This is a genomic window from Armatimonadota bacterium (genome assembly GCA_022563855.1).
GTDB lineage: Bacteria > Armatimonadota > Fimbriimonadia > Fimbriimonadales > Fimbriimonadaceae > JADFMN01.
Window position 1 is genome coordinate 54,964 of record JADFMN010000008.1, and the last position, 15,071, is coordinate 70,034.

Here is a 15,071-nt window from a genome sequence, read left to right on the forward strand (position 1 = left end):
GCATGACCGCAAGGCTTGATTTATCGGATGAAGAGGTCGCAGCAGTCGTGCAGCGAGCTCACGAGATTCACTCGCTCGAGGATCGACTGGACACCTCCGAATCACAGTACGAGCAGTATGTGAAAGTTGCGGAAGAGATGGGTGTTCCGCGCGATGCGATGATGCAGGCGTTGAACGAACGGTTCGCTTTTTTGGAAGAAACGCTGAACGAGGGGGATTTTGTCTTTGCGAAATCCGGCGACGGACATCACTACGTTGCGCGGATCGACAAGGTCGTCGATTCAGGCGCGCACGTTAAGTTCTTGAACGGCAGCGAGGCGGCGGTCGGACTGCACGACCTGCGCAAAGCGTCCTTCACCCCGGGCAGTTCACTCGACTTTCTCTCTAAGGACTACGGGATGTTCATCAGGGGCCGGTGCGTGCAGTTCAACAGCGCAGCTCAGACCGTGACGGTCAGCGCTTGGGGCGAGGAGTACACCGTGCCATTGCACAAGGTCCGCATTCGGAAAGAGAGATCTCCGAGCAAGTTCAACGCGCGCGCGCTGATTCTCATGATCGCACTATCCGCAGTCGCCGGCGGTGGAATCGGCGCTGCGATCATGTATCTAATCGCTCGGTGATCGATTGCCTTGCAAGCTGTGATCGGAGGGTGGCGCTCCTGCGACACCGCGCCGTCTGCGCGACGTTTCGTGGACGACGGAGGGTGGCACTCCTGCGACACCGCTCTTCGGTGCTGCCGACAGTTCCTTGAGCGGATGGGACTGCTGCTGTCGAACCCCTCACCCTAACCTCTCCCTCAAGGGGAGAGGGGACGGTCGAAACTCTGCTTTGGAGGGTGGCACTCCTGCGATACCGTGCGCTCGACCCGATTCTGTACCGCCCCCTCCTAACCTCCCCCGGCCACGAAAGTTTGCAACCGTCGACAGCCCGAGGGCCTGGGGAGGGATTCGGAGCGCGGGCGTTTGGCCCGCACCCCGGTCCGCGGACATTCAGTCCGCCAGCACGGCTCGCGGGGTCCTTTCCTTCGACACGCTCAGGACAGGCTTGCTCAGGATGACGTGCTCGCCCTCCCCGGCTAACCCAACCGCAGCCAGGCGCATTTGAGATACAGCGCCTCGGGGAACTGGATGGGTGCGGGGTGGTCGAGGTCTTGGTACGTCATGTCCTCGAGGAACAGCCGAACGTGCCGGTCGCTGGCGGCGAGGCGGCAGATTTCGATGAGTTCTTTCTGGATCAACTGATACGAGCACGAGCAGGCGATGATGCGACCGCCCGGATTCAAATGCGGTAGAGCGTTGTGCACGAGCTTCCACACGGCCCACTTCAGCGCGTCGCGCGTCTTGCTCGTCTTGCTGATCGCCGGGGGATCGAGCACGATCCAGTCGAACTTCTCGCCCTCGTTCCCTTCGAGCCATTCGAATAAATTTGCCTCGATAAACTCTCCACTTAAACCGTTCGCTTCAAAGTCCTTGCGCGCGGTTGCGAGCGCCTTTTCGTGCAGGTCGATGCCGACCACAGAAGCCCCGGCACGTGCGGCGTGCATGGAGAATGCGCCGGTGTAGCAGAAGCCGTCGAGCACCCGGTCTCCCTCCAAAAGGCGCTGCGCGAACAGCCGCCGCGTGTTGCGCTGGTCGAGGTAAAAGCCGGTCTTCAATCCGTTCTTGATCAGCGCAGTCATCCGCAGTCCGTCCTCTTCGATCTCGATCTCGTCCGGCGTCTCTCCGATCAGTTGGCCGCTCGTCGGCTCGAGCCCTTCTTCCTTGCGTCCGGCCATCTCGCTCTTTTCGTACACCGACTTTGCGCCGGTCGCCGCAACCAGCGCGGGCAGCCAGACGGACTTCAGTTTCTCCATGCCTTTTGATCGCACCTGCACGACCAAGTGACCGTCGTACTCGTCGATGATCAGGCCAGGAAGCCGATCGGCCTCGGAGTAGACGATGCGCCGCGCGTTCGTCCCCGCGACCAACAGATCGCGCGCGGTGACAGCCGAACGAAACCGCCTTTCAAAAAACGCCTCGTCGATCAGCTCTTCTTCCAACGACAGCACGCGAAAGCGGAACCGGCTCTGCGAGTTGTAAGTGCCAACCGCCAGAAACTCGCCCGTGCTAGAAACCAGCCGCGCCAAATCCCCGTCCTCGACATCCCCCTCCACGCGCACGACCTCGCCCCGCTGTATCCACGGGTAGAAGTTGCGCACCTTGCGCTCTTTTTTGGGTTTGAGTATGATGGTTGCCAGTTCTGACACTGTGGCACTCTACCTGCGGTTCGGCCCGACTCGTGGGGTCTAGAAAGATGGCTTCAGTTTCACGCTGAAATCCGACGACTTGATCGGGGTGATCGTGTAAACATCGATGTCGAAGCCGTTTGCGGCGTGAGAGCAGGCATCTATCAGACCCCGGACGCTGGACAACTCTAGGACGGATTCGCCGGATACATACGTCACTCCTGGGCCGTAGTACATGCTGCCGTACGGCGAAACGAGAATGAGCGTCTTTTCGTATCCGGCGCCAAACTCTTCAACATCGTTCGTGAACAAAGGTGAAAATTCTAGCGAGAACTCGATTTGATGGTCGCTACGTTCCGAATCCCAAGCAAGTGGGTACTCAGTAGCTCGAATTGAAGTTCCGGCCAGGCTGATCGACGCACCGACAAACGAATGCGACTGGCGCGGCACGGTCAGTGTCTCCTCCTGGCCGCTGGCACGTGCTGGCACTAACGTGGCATCGATGTGGATCGTCTCCCTCGCCCACGTCCCGTGTACGAGTCGTCCGGAAAGTCCAATCGCCATCGGCTCGGCGACTGGCGGAACGTTATCGAGCCTAACCCCAGCGATCTCATGATCACGCATCAGCAGCGACCAGACCTCGTTCGTGTGCTCGTCGCCTGTCGGCAGGAACGACGCCTGCCCCCGGAGGAAGACGTACTCGCCTGCTGCGCCACCAGTCGGCTCAGAGCTAAATGCATCGGTCGTCAACGTCATTCTCGCCCAGGACTGGTATGCAGTGCATTTGATCACAACCGATCCCGCCAAGAACTCGACTACTGGTCGCTCAGGGAGGTCAACCATCTCCACCAAGTTGGCCAGGGGGAGGCGCGCGATCTCCTTCCTGTTGCGCGCGATTACGAGGTGCCCGCTCGCAGCCGAGTTCAGGTCTTCCGCTGTGATACCAATCCCGAGATTCGCGGCCTCTGACTCTTCGTCTCCCGTACGCTTAACAAAGACGCGCCCAACTCTCTTCCGGTCTTCATCTTCAAGCCAAATCTTGGGAAGTTTGACGTCGGTGTCGTAAAAGCGGTTGCTCCACTCCAATTCTCCGTTCAGCCAAATGACATACGAGTCCTCGGCTGGCACGTCCTCCCACCTTGCGAATCCGAAATAGCCGACTCGTGCCAGAAATCGAGACTCCGGAACGCGGTCGATTCCAACCAGTTCGTAGTTCTCGGTCGTGATGTCGGGCGAGTTGAGTTGAAAACCTATGCCCAGCAGACCGGCCACGGCCGCTGTGATCACGACCATCGTCCACATCCTGCCGGAGCCCGAGGCGCTAGACATCGCGGTTGCCTCTTGGGGACTGCGCAAGTAATTCCTCGCTGGTCAAGTCGAAACTCGATCGCTGGTTCCAGTTACGGATCACACACACCTTGCGTCCCTTTTTCGGATTGATGACGACGTTTGCTAACATGGCCCCTGAGGACACTGTACCTGTAGCGTGGGAAGCGTTAGTAGCCCCAGACTCTGGGCTTCAACCGCAGACTGAAGTCCTCCACTTCCCGCGATCGAACCGTGTAGACGTCGATATCGAATCCCAGTCTATCGTGTGTACACTCCTCGATGAGTTGGTTCGCATCGTATATGTGCAAGACAGATTCGCCCGGAAGATAGTAGGCGATTCCCCGACCCCAATATGTGGATATCTTGACGCCAGGGGCGAGTAGGACGAGCGATTGCTCGCTCTCATGAGCGAACGCGCTCCAATCGTCGGTAAATGAACTCCTGAGGTTGAGTGAGAAGCCAATTTGGTGGTCGTCCTGGCTGTAGCTATCTTTGACTTCTCGGCGCGACGTGCCCTGTAATTCGATCGATCCTCCCGGGAAGGTCAGCGACTGCCTTGGAACAGATAACTCCTCCTCCGGAACTAGTGTTGGGAGTATTTCAATGGAGGACACATCGACATGCAAGGTCGTCCTTTCCCACGTCCCACGCACGATCCGCCCCGTTACCTCGAGCGCCATCGGCGAAGGATATGCCGTCGCACTGTCAAAGTTGACTTTCCCGTTATTTCCGCCGGGCATCAGCATCAATTGAAATCTGACAGTGTCCTCGAGGCCCTTCGCCAGTATCGACGCTTGTCCAACGACCAGGAGGAGCTCTCCCTCTTTGTCCTCTCCCCGCAATTGTGTTTCAATACCATAGGTTGCTAGCTTCATCCGAAGATTGCCAGACAATTGTTCTAGGCTGAAGACGACGGACTTGTCCGCAACCCGGACGCTAGACCGTAGCGGGAAGTCGACTGCCAGCGCTGAGTTCTTCAACGGGATTCGGGCGATGACAGTCTTGCCCCGCGCGACAACGATTTCCCCACTTGATGCGGCCGACCAGTCATCACTCCTGATAGCGACCCCGATCATCCCACCGGTCTCATGTGGCTCCCAACCTCCAACGCGCCGAGTGCGGATGCGGCGGACGCGCTTTCCGTGCTCGTCTTCTATCCATACGTGCGGCAGTCGAGGCCGCACCTCGTAATACCGATTGCTCCATTGCAAGGATCCGTTGAGCCACACGACGTATTCGTAGCGCTTCGGCACGTCCATCCACTGTCCTTCACCACCTAAGTACACGCTCCGATCGTTCGGCACGCGATCAATTCCGAGCAAGTGATACTCTTCTTTTGTGATCGCAGGTGCGTTGGCGATAACCCCCGCGCCGAACAAACTGACCACGACCGCCGTGATCACGGCCATCGTCCACACCCTGCCGGAGCCTGCCGGACTAGGCATGGCCGTGTCCTCTCAAGACATCTGCATTGAGCAGCGGCTGTACTCGTCGGACGGCAGCCCCAGCACCCGCGCGGTCCGAAAATCGGCTGAGCTTCTCCTTCATAGCGACGCTCGCGACCCAATGGTACCGGACGACCGATGCCCGCCGCGACGGCTCCTCCACTAGCGATGCACAGTAGGTGTTGGCCTTCATGGTAGTGCGACATTGGAGGAGTCGCAGTTCTGAAACTACTATCAGTTTCTGACGAAGGTCATACGCTCGATGCTGTGAAAAGCGCGGAGACCTCCGCGCACTCCGAAAAGGACTGAGATGCGTTGCGGCCCCGCAGGTACACTTCCAGGCTCGAAATGAGCCTGAAAGAGACCCTCAATCTGCCGGACAAGGAGTTCACGATTCCTATGCGGGCGAACCTTGCCCAGCGCGAGCCGGAGATGCAGGCGCGCTGGGACGAGATCGGCATATACGAGGCGATCCAAGAGGCGCGAAAGGACGCCGAGCCGTTCGTCCTGCACGACGGCCCTCCGTACACGAACGGCCCGATCCACATCGGAACGGCGATGAACAAGATTCTGAAGGACTTCGTCGTCAAGAGCCAGACGCTGATGGGCAAGCGCGCGCCGTACGTGCCCGGCTACGACAACCACGGCCTGCCGATCGAGCTGACGGTGCAGAAAAAATTCGCCAAAAGGAAAGAGCGTCCCAGCGTGGTCGAGCTGAGGAAAGCGTGCCGCGAACACGCCGCCGAGTACACCGAAGTCCAGACCGAGCAGTTCAAGCGGCTCGGCGTGTTCGGAATGTGGGACCGGCCTTACACCTCGATGGACTACAAGTTCGAGGCCGAGATCGTAAGAGTCTTCAAGCGCGTGGTCGAGAACGGCTACGTCTACCGCGGACTGCGGCCAACGCTCTGGAGCCCGACCGCCCAGACCGCCCTCGCCGACACGGAGGTCGTCTACAAAGACGTCACGAGCAAGTCGATCTTCGTGCGCTTCCCTTTGCTCGAAGACAAGAACAACCTGTTCGAGGGATTCGGAAACCTGTACACGATCATCTGGACGACGACCCCGTGGACGATCCCGGCTAACCTCGCAGTCGCGTTCCATCCAGAGTTCGAGTACTCGCTCGTCAAGGCTAGCGAGAGCCACTACCTGATCGCCACTGAACTGGTCGAGATGACGATGCAGAAGTGCGAGATCGAAGGTTACGAAACGGTCAAGACGTACAAGGGAATAGAGATCGAGGGAGCGAAGTTCAAGCACCCGATCTTCGACCGAGAGTCCGTCGCGGTGCTGGCCGATTACGTTACGACGGACGAAGGCACCGGCGTCGTCCACACTGCGCCAGGCCACGGACGCGACGACTTCTTCACTGGCAAGAAGTACGGCCTTCCGATTCTGTGCCCGGTGAACAAGTACGGTGTGCTGACCGATGAGGCAGGAGAGTTCGAGGGCGTCAAGTACAAGGATTGCGACCTCGTCGTCGTCGATCGGCTGCGAGAGGAAGGCAACTTGCTGCATGTCGAGGACTTCCAGCACTCCTACCCGCACGCAGAGCGCGACGGCAAGCCGGTCATCTTCCGCGCAACCGAGCAGTGGTTCGTCGGCATCGACCTTCCGTTCCATCTCGACCCGTCGAAAACGCTCCGGCAAAAGATGCTGGAGGAGGTTGAGCGCGTGAAGTGGATCCCGGAAAGCGGCCACAAGCGGATGCGGGCGATGATCGAAGGCCGCCCGGACTGGTGCATCAGCCGCCAGCGCCCGTGGGGGGTCGGCATCCCGGTTTTCTACGGAGCAGAATCCGGCAAGCCGGTGCTCGATCCGGTCGCGATAGAGGCGGTCGCGACTTTGATAGAGGGGAAAGGTTCCGACGCCTGGTACTCCGAAGAGCCGTCAGCGATCTTGCCGAGCGGTTACAAGCATCCGGAAACCGGCGAAACCGAGTTCCGCAAGGAGATAGACGTTTTCGACGTGTGGTTCGACAGCGGCTCGACCTCGATGTGCGTACTCGAGGGAAACATTGAGCCGCGCTGGAAGGACAAGTGGCCGTGCGACCTTTACCTCGAAGGCTCGGACCAGCACCGAGGCTGGTTCAACTTGTCGCTGATACTCGGCACCGCGTGCAACGGCAGGGCACCGTACGCGGAAGTCTTGACGCACGGCTGGGTGCTGGACGACAAGGGCAGAAAGATGTCGAAGAGCCTCGGCAACGTAGTCGATCCGGTCAAGGTCTGCGACGAGTATGGCGCGGACATCTTGCGGCTGTGGACCGCAAGCGTCGACTACACGAATGACATGGCGTGTTCGGTCGAACTGCTGAAAGTCGCGGGCGAAAGCTACCGGCGGATTCGCAACACTCTGCGATACCTGCTGTCGAATCTGTACGACTACAGCGGATACGATGGGGAGCTTGAGGACATCGATCGTTGGGCCGTCGAGCAGACGGAGGTCGTCGTCGCCGACTGTCTCAAGCTGTACGCGTCGTACGACTTCAACAAGGTTCTTCGCCGCATTCATGAGTTCTGCGTCAACGAGCTTTCGGCGTTTTATCTCGACGCCTTGAAGGACAGCATGTACTGCGATGGAAAGGACTGGCCTTCGCGCAGGGCGGCACAAAAGGCCTGCCACGCAATGCTCGTGCAACTGACGAAGTTGATCGCGCCGATACTGCCGCACACCGCCGAAGAGATCTACGAACGGATCCCGGTCATCGATCGCCTCCCGTCTGTTCACATGGAGACTCTGAAACCGAACGACGCTGTCGATTCAGAGTTGCACGCGCGGGTCGCGAAGATGCTGAAGGCCAGAGAGTTCGTGTCCGCAGAACTGGAAACGTGGAAGACGGAGAACAGTATAAAGGACAGCCAGGATGTCGGCGTCCTTTTGCGCGCTCCTGCCAAAGACGCCGAAGCCCTGCGATCGTTCAAGGGCGACCTGGCGAACTACTACCGCGTCGCATCGGTCGAGGTGTCAGAGGGCGAGCTGCGCGCCGAGTTCTTCGTCAGCAAGTACCAAAAGTGCGAGCGCAGCCGCGTTCGCCGCGCGGACGTCGAGCCGACCGAGTGGAACGGCGAGACTGTCCCGCTCTCAGCGCGCGATCGCAAGGTGTTGGGGCTCGCCTGATGCCAAGGTTGTTCTTCGGACTGTCGCTCACGATGCTGGCGCTCGACCAATTCCTGAAGTTCTGGGTCAGGGTGGCGGCAGACGAGACCGCTGGCCGAAGCGTCGCAGTGCTGTGGCCGGAGGTGTTCGAGCTGAAGCTGGTGTACAACGAGGGGATCGCGTTCGGCATGTTGCAGGGGATCGGCCTCTGGCTCGCGCCGATCGCGCTGATCATCGCTGGCTGGGCGGGCTACTTCAGCCTCAAGAACCCGAACGAGCCGCGCGTCGCACACATTACGATGGCTCTACTGGCCGCCGGCGCGATCGGCAACCTCATCGACCGGCTCGCGCTGGGAAAGGTCACCGACATGTTCTGGATCAGGGCGATCAACTTTCCGGTATTCAACGTCGCGGACGCCTGCATCACAGTCGCAGGGGTCTTGATGACGTACCGCATTCTTGCGGAGATCTTCACAAAGCGCCCAGTAAAAGCACCGGGTGCCAGCTCTGCCGAAACCCCTCCCAGCGACGATTCCCAATAGCGACTCGCGGGTTATCGGTCAGAATAGGGCCGTTCGGCGCGCTTGCAACTTGCCGAGCCTCTCGGGTGTATTGAAGACATCATGCGACGAATTCCGCCAATTGGTTCCGGCTGGGTACTGCTGGCCGCTCTCGCCGTGCCGGTCATCATCGCGATTTGCAAGCCGGTCGCCAAGAAGGTCGCAGCAGGCTTCCGCAAATTCGGCGATGCGATCGACACAGCGTCCAAAGACGTCGACGAGACGAAAGCCAAGGGAGAGCGCGAGGCAGAAGCGGCGCCGAAGGCAGCCTCAAAAGCCGCCACTAAGCCGAAAGCCGCAACGAAGCCGAAAGCGCCAGCGAAGAAAAAGGCAGCTGCAAAGCCGAAAGCCGCCGCTCGCAAACCCGCTGCGAAAAAGAAGCCCACGACAAAGCCAAAGGCCGCGCCGAAAAAGACGACCACCGCGAAGAAGACAGCTGCAGAACCGAAGCCCGCCACTCCCGAACCGGCAGAAAAGACCGCTAGTCCGCCTGAAAAAACGCCGGAACCGCCAACGACAGGCCCGACCGGAACAACCGGCCGCAGACGGCCAGCCCCGGACATCGAGACCGGCTAGGCATAACTTGACTTGCAACCGCGCGCGACCGCATAATCGGGCTCCCGTCGTGCGCGGTTAGCTCAGCGGTAGAGCACTACAATGACACTGTAGGGGTCACAGGTTCAAATCCTGTACCGCGCACCATCTTTCCGCCCGGTCGAAGCAGAAGATTAATCTTATTTGTCGTTCGGAGGGCACCTAGATCCGGTGATATGCATTAATTACAGTTGATGCGTCACCGATGTGTCTGGATTTTCGCGACTTTGGCGTTCGCTCCCTGGCTGTTGACCGTCGGGTGCAACGGCGGGGGTGAATCCAGCAATAACGCTTCGACGAACAGTACCGATTCGACCTTCAAGAGCACAATACTGCCGATCTTTGGCAAGTGCATGCCTTGCCATTCGGCTCAAAACGCGACAGCCAGCCTAGTCCTGGAGTCGTATGACAGCTTGATGAAAGGCGGAGTCAGCGGATCGCCGGTTTCGGCGGGCGATGCGGATGGCAGCCTCATCGTCAAGCGTGTCACTGCCGCCGATGGATTCACCCTGATGCCGCTGCAGGGCACTCCGCTTACGAACGAAGAGATCGAGGAATTGAAGGAGTGGATTGACGCAGGCGCCTTGGAAGAGTAGATTCAGACCCAACGAACCAGCGAGGTACACGCTCCGGACAACATCGTGTACTATAAAGGCATGATTGCAGTATCCGCACTCGCGCTCGCCTTCGCCGCCAGTACCGGGCCAGCGACGATCTACGACTTCACGATGACCGACATCGACGGGAAGAAGGTCGAGCTGAAGAAGTACGAAGGCAAGGTCCTGCTCGTGGTCAACGTCGCCAGCCAATGCGGCCTGACCCCGCACTACAAAGGGCTGGAAGCCATGTATCGCAAGTACAAGGATCGCGGCCTGGTCGTCGTGGGCTTCCCGGCCAACCAGTTCGGAGGGCAGGAGCCGGGCACCGACGCCGAGATCAAGAAGTTCTGCAGCGAGAAGTACGACGTGACGTTTCCGATGTTCAGCAAAATCGTCGTGAAAGGCGATGGGATTCACCCGCTCTACACCTGGCTGGTGCAGGCGACCGGCAACAAGGCGCCGATCGAGTGGAACTTCGCGAAGTTCATCGTCGGCCGCGATGGAAAGGTGCTCGAGCGATTCCATCCGACAACGAAGCCGGAGGACGGCAAGTTCGTCGCGAAGATTGAAAAAGCACTCGGCTCATAATTTGGAGTACATCAGATGACTAAAGCAACGTATTACAGCGCGGACATCGCGTGCGATGGGTGCACATCTTCGATAGAGGAGGCTCTTTCGAAGCTGGCTGGCATCGCCTCCGTTAGCGGGAACCCCGATACCAAGCAAGTGAAGGTTGAGTTTCACGACACCGTCGTGTCGGAGGAAGCAATCCTGGCGAAGCTCAACGAGCTCGGCTTCGAGTCGAAGCGCGTCGACGACTAGTCGTCAGACTTGTCGTCGTCTTCGAGCGAGTCCTCGAACAGAGCCCTGAGCCGCTCGCGCTCTTTGCGCTCGGTCTCGCGCTCTCTCACCTTGTCGATGTACGTGTGGAACTCGGCGGTGTCCTTCTTCTTGACGCGCGCGTCCGCCACCGACGGGACCTGACCGAATCTCATGAACGGGATTTTGTCGGTGCCGTAGAACCAAGCGGCGACGAGCGGCAGCAGTGCGAAGGCGCCGATTAGAGGATTGCCGTCCCCGTACCCAAAAAAGACCAGGGCTGCGGTTATCGCGGCAAGCCAAACGCCTTTGATCGGGATGAGAAGCATCAGTCTTACGACCTCGGATTGGTACCTCGCCCCCCACAGCACGGTCATTGCGGCAACGGGCAGACCGATGCCTGCAATCGCCTTACCGCTGAAAACAGCGTCGCCGATCGCAACCCCGATCCCGCCTAGCAGACTAAAAACTGCGAACGAGGCGACGTACGTCCACATTCCCATCGACGGCTCCAGCATCCTTCCGACCTGGTACAGCCACCAGCACATGATGAGAAAGAAGAAGAACTGCGCTCCCGGGAACGCCAGCGGATACGTGAATATCGTCCACGGTTTGCCCAGGGTCGGGTCAAACATGAACGCCGCGCGGAAAGTCTCCCCGATACCGGGCAGCCAGTTGAGCACGAACGCAACGAGCAGCGCGATCACCAGGCCCAGCGCGCCGGTTACCTGCAGCTTCTTTGGTCGGAATTGGTTCCACGTACTGCGCATCTCTATTTCCTATATTGCCTTTTGAACGGCGAATCCGCACGGTCGGCTATGATATGAAGGACGGCTAGCAACCAGTTTACGTTGTCCGGGCCTAGCGCACAGAGGAGGAATTGCAATTGGCGCAGTATTTCGTGATCTTGCCGGATGGAAGCAAGTTCGGACCGGCGGACACGTCAACTCTGAACCAGTGGATCGTCGAGGGGCGCGTGCATACGACCACGATTCTTGAGGAGGTGCCGTCCGGCGTGAGATGCGCGGCAAACCAGCTGCCGGCGTTGAGGTTCGCGCAGGTAGTGGCGTACTTGAACGAACCGGCGCCCGACATGATCGACGACGGCACGTTGGTTCCCGCCGCCGTTCAAGGGGGCTTCAACCTCGGGGCTTTGTTGATTGCGCCGGTCTGGGCGCTGAAGCACGGCGTCAAGCTCGGCTACTTTGCCGGCGCGATGGCGCTTCTCAGCCTTACAAGAATCGGCATCATCGGCATGGTCGGCTTGGTCGGGATTTCGCTGTACTTGGCCGTAAACGGCAACGCGATGGCTTGGGAGAGCGGCAAGTATGCGACCGTCGAAGAGTGTCTGCGGATGCAGCAAAGGTGGGCTTACTGGGGTCTCGGGGGGATTCTCGCCGTCATCGTCGTATTCTCCGTGCTGACGTCTTTCGTGTTGTGAGACGCTCTGCTATTGCCTCGCCCCCCGCGCACGCGGTACATTGGACTGGCTTGGGCCGCAACGCGATCTGAGCGGAATCAAGCAATGAAGTTTTTCGTCTTGTCAACGGGTGGACAGAAGTTCGGTCCAGCTGACATCCCTACTCTGAACAAGTGGATCACCGAGAAGCGCATCACGCCCGAAACGGACTTGGAGAACGCTGACACCAAGCAGATCGTCAAGGCTGGCACGGTTGCCGGACTGGTGTTCGGACCGACCGCGACCGGGCCGGGCGCGTCGATTATCAAAGACCCAGTGCCTGCGTCTCGTCCGACGTTGATGGACTCTCCCGGCGCTTCGCCTCAGAACCCCTATCAGGGCCAGCCACAGAACCCGTACCAAAACCCGCCGGCACCGGGAAGCTCCTATCCGAGACAGGGCGTGTCGCACCTAGACGACGGTACGCCAGCCATGATCAAGAACGCATGGATTCTGATCATAGTGGGGTTCCTCTGCGCCCCACTTATCCTGTATCCGTTCGCGATCTACCAAGCGAATCGGGCGAAGAGGATGAACAACCCGAACGCGCAGGCCCCACTCATTATCGCTTGGATTCTGCTAGGCCTCAATCTCGCAGTAGTGCTGTTCGTTGTCGTCTCCTTCGTCGTTGGAATGTCCCAAGGCTTCTAGTAGAGGCATTGGCGCCCCCGGTAGGAATCGAACCCACGACGCCCTCCTTAGGACGGAGGCGCTCTATCCACTGAGCTACGGAGGCGCTGCGGGCTCAACGGTACCCCAGTTCACCGCGAGGGCGGCGGGTTCTTCCGCTGGCCGGGAACCGCAGCTCTTTCGCTGTACATCTTCCGGTACTGCAACAGCTTTTCCTCAAAATCCTGGCTCCATGCAGGATCCATCTCGGACAGCGGGACGTACTTGGTGTCCCGACCGAGATGATCTACCGATGCCCAGGTGTACGAGTAGCCGTGGCCGGGAAACACGAACTCCATCACCACCTGCTCTACTTCGACCTGCGCTAGCAGCGATGGGTCGGGAGCGGGCCATCCGATGTACTCGGAGCCCGCAATTTGGTTGGCCAGCATGGCCGTTGTGAGTCCCTGCTGCTGGTACGCCGAACCGGCAGCCATCTGCTTCGGGAACACCGCCTGGTGCGAGACGACGTACACGTTGATCAAGCTGCCAGGAGGCACGCCGCCAGCAAGAACATCTTGGGCATAGGTCGCTCCGACAGGCGCGCGCCGCCAGGCGAACTCTGTCGTTGGGGAGATTTCAGCCCTGCTTTCCTCGATGAACCCCATCCTGCCGAACATCATGCGCGTCGCATACTTGGCTGAGTCGCCCTTCAGCGAATCTATCGGAATGCGATGCCCTCCTTCTCTGGCCGCTTTACGCTCGCTCGGGGAAAGTCGAGAGTACAGGCGCAAGGCGTCCAGAAAACCAAGGAAGCCGGCCAAGATCGATGGCTCGCCGAGGCCGATGGCCGAGAGGGTCAGTGAGAGCTGCAGGGGCGGTTCTGACTCCGTCGATCCAACAAGATCGGCTACCGCATCGAGCGACTTTCTGCCGATCTTCTCATACGATTCGATGAACCGTTCGATCGCGGCCCGGCTCACCCTTTCCTTTCTCGTCAAAAACCGGTATGTGGGCGCAACGGTCAACCAATCGTCTGACACCGACGACCTCAATTCCAAGTCGAGAACCGCTTTCGACGACCAGACCTGGCCCAAGGTTACCGCACCCTCTTGCAGGGCACGCACTTCAACTAACGCAGCGGAGTCGGGGAGCAGCGCGACGACGTCGACGTCCAACTCCAAGGCCGATTGCAGTATCCAGTCCGACGCGAGAACGGCGAGCGGATCGTTCTTAGTCGGAGTTGAGAAGACCTCCCGCACCTCTGGCGGCACCTCGGCCAGCAGACCGTCGGGGGACCCGCTGAACCATGAGAGCATGATATCTGAAGCCTTCTGCACCAGCGGTGAAACTTCATGCTGTGCTTCGAGAGCGGTCAGGGCAGGATCGGGAGGAGTTGTGATATCGTCAGCCTGAATCACAACGAACGCAATCCGGGTCAAAAAGAAGTCTCCTGGCAAACGAATCCGAACACCCAGGCGTTCTCGGTACCGTTGGAACTCGACCAAAACAGCGTCGTGCGATGCGCCGTCCGGGCGAAACGGATCGACCAACGAGGAGTACATGTGCGCTTTCGGCAGTTGCTCGAACGCACCTGTGGACTCTATCGCCTCGCGATGGATCGCGGTCTCTTGCAGGAACTGCTCGTAAGCGCGTACCCCACCGCTTGGCAGCGATCGCTGGCCGCCTTCTGGATTCGGCGAATACCGCACAACCCTCTCCTCATCGAGCCTGGCGAGCGTTTCCGGATCGAGCGAGGCCAGCACCCGCATCAAGTACCTGGCGCCAGGGCTAGTGCTCTCCATGAAACTCCAAAGCTGCCTGACGTTATCGGGGCTGCTGCCAGCCATCTGCATCTCGACCGATCTTGTAATGAGCTGCCGTGCGATCTCTGGCGTGTATTCGCCCTCTACCGTGTTTTCTGCGAGGAACTTCTTGATGCCCCGCACCATTGCAGCCAAGCCTTCCTGCTCCTCAGCAAGCTCTTGTGCGCGCGTCCGGCCGAGGTAGCGCACGCCGCTCTTCACGCTCCATGTCGCGTTCAGCGTCTCGGCGATCTTTTCGAGCGCATCCTGCACCGGCACGTCGTCGAAGCGCAAGAGGAAGTAGTCCTTGTTGACGCTTCCGCTCGGCTCCATCCTCATCCCCAGCTCTTCGCCGAGCGCAGCGAGCACGACGCTAGAATGCGCGCATGGATGGACGAACGTCACAGTCCGCGGCTGAACCGCGACCGTTGCACACAGGAGAATCGACGTCAACATTTTTGCCTTTCACCTAACCTTTAATCGTACCTCTTGCTAACCGTCTCGATCTATGCTTCGAGCCGGGCTCTGA

At 59.4% G+C, this 15,071-nt stretch carries 14 protein-coding genes and 2 tRNA genes; 10 read left to right on the forward strand and 6 right to left on the reverse strand.

Features of this window, described 5'->3' with window-relative positions; genetic code table 11:
* Window positions 1-2: 2 nt before the first annotated feature.
* Window positions 3-620 carry a hypothetical protein gene (locus tag IH944_10610; protein MCH7905002.1) on the forward strand — a complete coding sequence of 206 codons (618 nt, stop codon included), beginning with the start codon at window positions 3-5 and terminating at the stop codon, window positions 618-620.
* A gap of 455 nt (window positions 621-1,075) precedes the next feature.
* Here IH944_10610 and IH944_10615 read toward each other — a convergent pair whose 3' ends face one another.
* The 3 genes from IH944_10615 to IH944_10625 all read right to left on the reverse strand — a co-directional run bounded on the left by IH944_10615 (window position 1,076) and on the right by IH944_10625 (window position 4,998).
* The gene (locus IH944_10615) at window positions 1,076-2,245 is read right to left on the reverse strand and encodes a class I SAM-dependent rRNA methyltransferase (GenBank protein ID MCH7905003.1); all 1,170 of its coding nucleotides are present in this window, start codon (window positions 2,243-2,245) and stop codon (window positions 1,076-1,078) included.
* 39 nt (window positions 2,246-2,284) lie between these two features.
* Window positions 2,285-3,553, reverse strand: a complete 1,269-nt coding sequence (locus tag IH944_10620) for a hypothetical protein (protein ID MCH7905004.1) — start codon at window positions 3,551-3,553, stop codon at window positions 2,285-2,287.
* 167 nt (window positions 3,554-3,720) lie between these two features.
* Complete coding sequence (locus tag IH944_10625; protein MCH7905005.1) at window positions 3,721-4,998, reverse strand: hypothetical protein; 1,278 nt, start codon at window positions 4,996-4,998, stop codon at window positions 3,721-3,723.
* Window positions 4,999-5,346: 348 nt separating this feature from the next.
* Here IH944_10625 and ileS point away from each other — a divergent pair, with 348 nt between their 5' ends.
* The 7 genes from ileS to IH944_10660 all read left to right on the forward strand — a co-directional run bounded on the left by ileS (window position 5,347) and on the right by IH944_10660 (window position 10,672).
* On the forward strand, window positions 5,347-8,118 hold the full coding sequence (gene ileS, locus IH944_10630) for an isoleucine--tRNA ligase (protein ID MCH7905006.1): 2,772 nt from the start codon (window positions 5,347-5,349) through the stop codon (window positions 8,116-8,118).
* Complete coding sequence (lspA, locus tag IH944_10635) at window positions 8,118-8,639, forward strand: signal peptidase II (protein ID MCH7905007.1); 522 nt, start codon at window positions 8,118-8,120, stop codon at window positions 8,637-8,639. Before ileS ends, lspA begins: the two co-directional genes overlap by 1 nt.
* Window positions 8,640-8,720: 81 nt before the next feature.
* Window positions 8,721-9,233, forward strand: coding sequence for a hypothetical protein (locus tag IH944_10640; protein MCH7905008.1), 513 nt, complete (start codon window positions 8,721-8,723; stop codon window positions 9,231-9,233).
* Between the two features lie 51 nt (window positions 9,234-9,284).
* Window positions 9,285-9,359: transfer RNA gene (locus IH944_10645), tRNA-Val, on the forward strand.
* A gap of 86 nt (window positions 9,360-9,445) precedes the next feature.
* On the forward strand, window positions 9,446-9,847 hold the full coding sequence (locus IH944_10650; protein MCH7905009.1) for a hypothetical protein: 402 nt from the start codon (window positions 9,446-9,448) through the stop codon (window positions 9,845-9,847).
* Window positions 9,848-9,907: 60 nt separating this feature from the next.
* Window positions 9,908-10,438 carry a glutathione peroxidase gene (locus IH944_10655; GenBank protein MCH7905010.1) on the forward strand — a complete coding sequence of 177 codons (531 nt, stop codon included), beginning with the start codon at window positions 9,908-9,910 and terminating at the stop codon, window positions 10,436-10,438.
* Between the two features lie 15 nt (window positions 10,439-10,453).
* Complete coding sequence (locus IH944_10660) at window positions 10,454-10,672, forward strand: heavy-metal-associated domain-containing protein (protein ID MCH7905011.1); 219 nt, start codon at window positions 10,454-10,456, stop codon at window positions 10,670-10,672.
* Here the strand turns inward: IH944_10660 and IH944_10665 are convergent.
* Complete coding sequence (locus IH944_10665; GenBank protein ID MCH7905012.1) at window positions 10,669-11,439, reverse strand: hypothetical protein; 771 nt, start codon at window positions 11,437-11,439, stop codon at window positions 10,669-10,671. The genes IH944_10660 and IH944_10665 overlap by 4 nt on opposite strands.
* A gap of 116 nt (window positions 11,440-11,555) precedes the next feature.
* Here IH944_10665 and IH944_10670 point away from each other — a divergent pair, with 116 nt between their 5' ends.
* Both IH944_10670 and IH944_10675 read left to right on the forward strand, forming a co-directional pair.
* Window positions 11,556-12,110 carry a hypothetical protein gene (locus tag IH944_10670; GenBank protein MCH7905013.1) on the forward strand — a complete coding sequence of 185 codons (555 nt, stop codon included), beginning with the start codon at window positions 11,556-11,558 and terminating at the stop codon, window positions 12,108-12,110.
* A gap of 84 nt (window positions 12,111-12,194) precedes the next feature.
* A complete protein-coding gene (locus IH944_10675; GenBank protein MCH7905014.1) occupies window positions 12,195-12,779 on the forward strand; it encodes a hypothetical protein in 585 nt (194 codons plus the stop codon).
* 9 nt (window positions 12,780-12,788) lie between these two features.
* Here IH944_10675 and IH944_10680 read toward each other — a convergent pair.
* Together IH944_10680 and IH944_10685 are read right to left on the reverse strand one after the other, a co-directional pair.
* A tRNA-Arg gene (locus IH944_10680) sits at window positions 12,789-12,864 on the reverse strand.
* A gap of 25 nt (window positions 12,865-12,889) precedes the next feature.
* Window positions 12,890-14,998: a hypothetical protein gene (locus IH944_10685; protein MCH7905015.1), complete on the reverse strand. Its 2,109-nt coding sequence runs from the start codon at window positions 14,996-14,998 to the stop codon at window positions 12,890-12,892.
* Window positions 14,999-15,071 lie beyond the last annotated feature (73 nt).

Coding starts and splice junctions, on each gene's coding strand:
- IH944_10610 (MCH7905002.1), top strand. CDS start 3: ATGACCGCAAGGCTTGATTTATCGGATGAAGAGGTCGCAGCAGTCGTG.
- IH944_10620 (MCH7905004.1), bottom strand. CDS start 3,553: ATGTCTAGCGCCTCGGGCTCCGGCAGGATGTGGACGATGGTCGTGATC.
- IH944_10625 (MCH7905005.1), bottom strand. CDS start 4,998: ATGCCTAGTCCGGCAGGCTCCGGCAGGGTGTGGACGATGGCCGTGATC.
- ileS (MCH7905006.1), top strand. CDS start 5,347: ATGAGCCTGAAAGAGACCCTCAATCTGCCGGACAAGGAGTTCACGATT.
- lspA (MCH7905007.1), top strand. CDS start 8,118: ATGCCAAGGTTGTTCTTCGGACTGTCGCTCACGATGCTGGCGCTCGAC.
- IH944_10640 (MCH7905008.1), top strand. CDS start 8,721: ATGCGACGAATTCCGCCAATTGGTTCCGGCTGGGTACTGCTGGCCGCT.
- IH944_10650 (MCH7905009.1), top strand. CDS start 9,446: ATGCGTCACCGATGTGTCTGGATTTTCGCGACTTTGGCGTTCGCTCCC.
- IH944_10655 (MCH7905010.1), top strand. CDS start 9,908: ATGATTGCAGTATCCGCACTCGCGCTCGCCTTCGCCGCCAGTACCGGG.
- IH944_10660 (MCH7905011.1), top strand. CDS start 10,454: ATGACTAAAGCAACGTATTACAGCGCGGACATCGCGTGCGATGGGTGC.
- IH944_10665 (MCH7905012.1), bottom strand. CDS start 11,439: ATGCGCAGTACGTGGAACCAATTCCGACCAAAGAAGCTGCAGGTAACC.
- IH944_10675 (MCH7905014.1), top strand. CDS start 12,195: ATGAAGTTTTTCGTCTTGTCAACGGGTGGACAGAAGTTCGGTCCAGCT.
- IH944_10685 (MCH7905015.1), bottom strand. CDS start 14,998: ATGTTGACGTCGATTCTCCTGTGTGCAACGGTCGCGGTTCAGCCGCGG.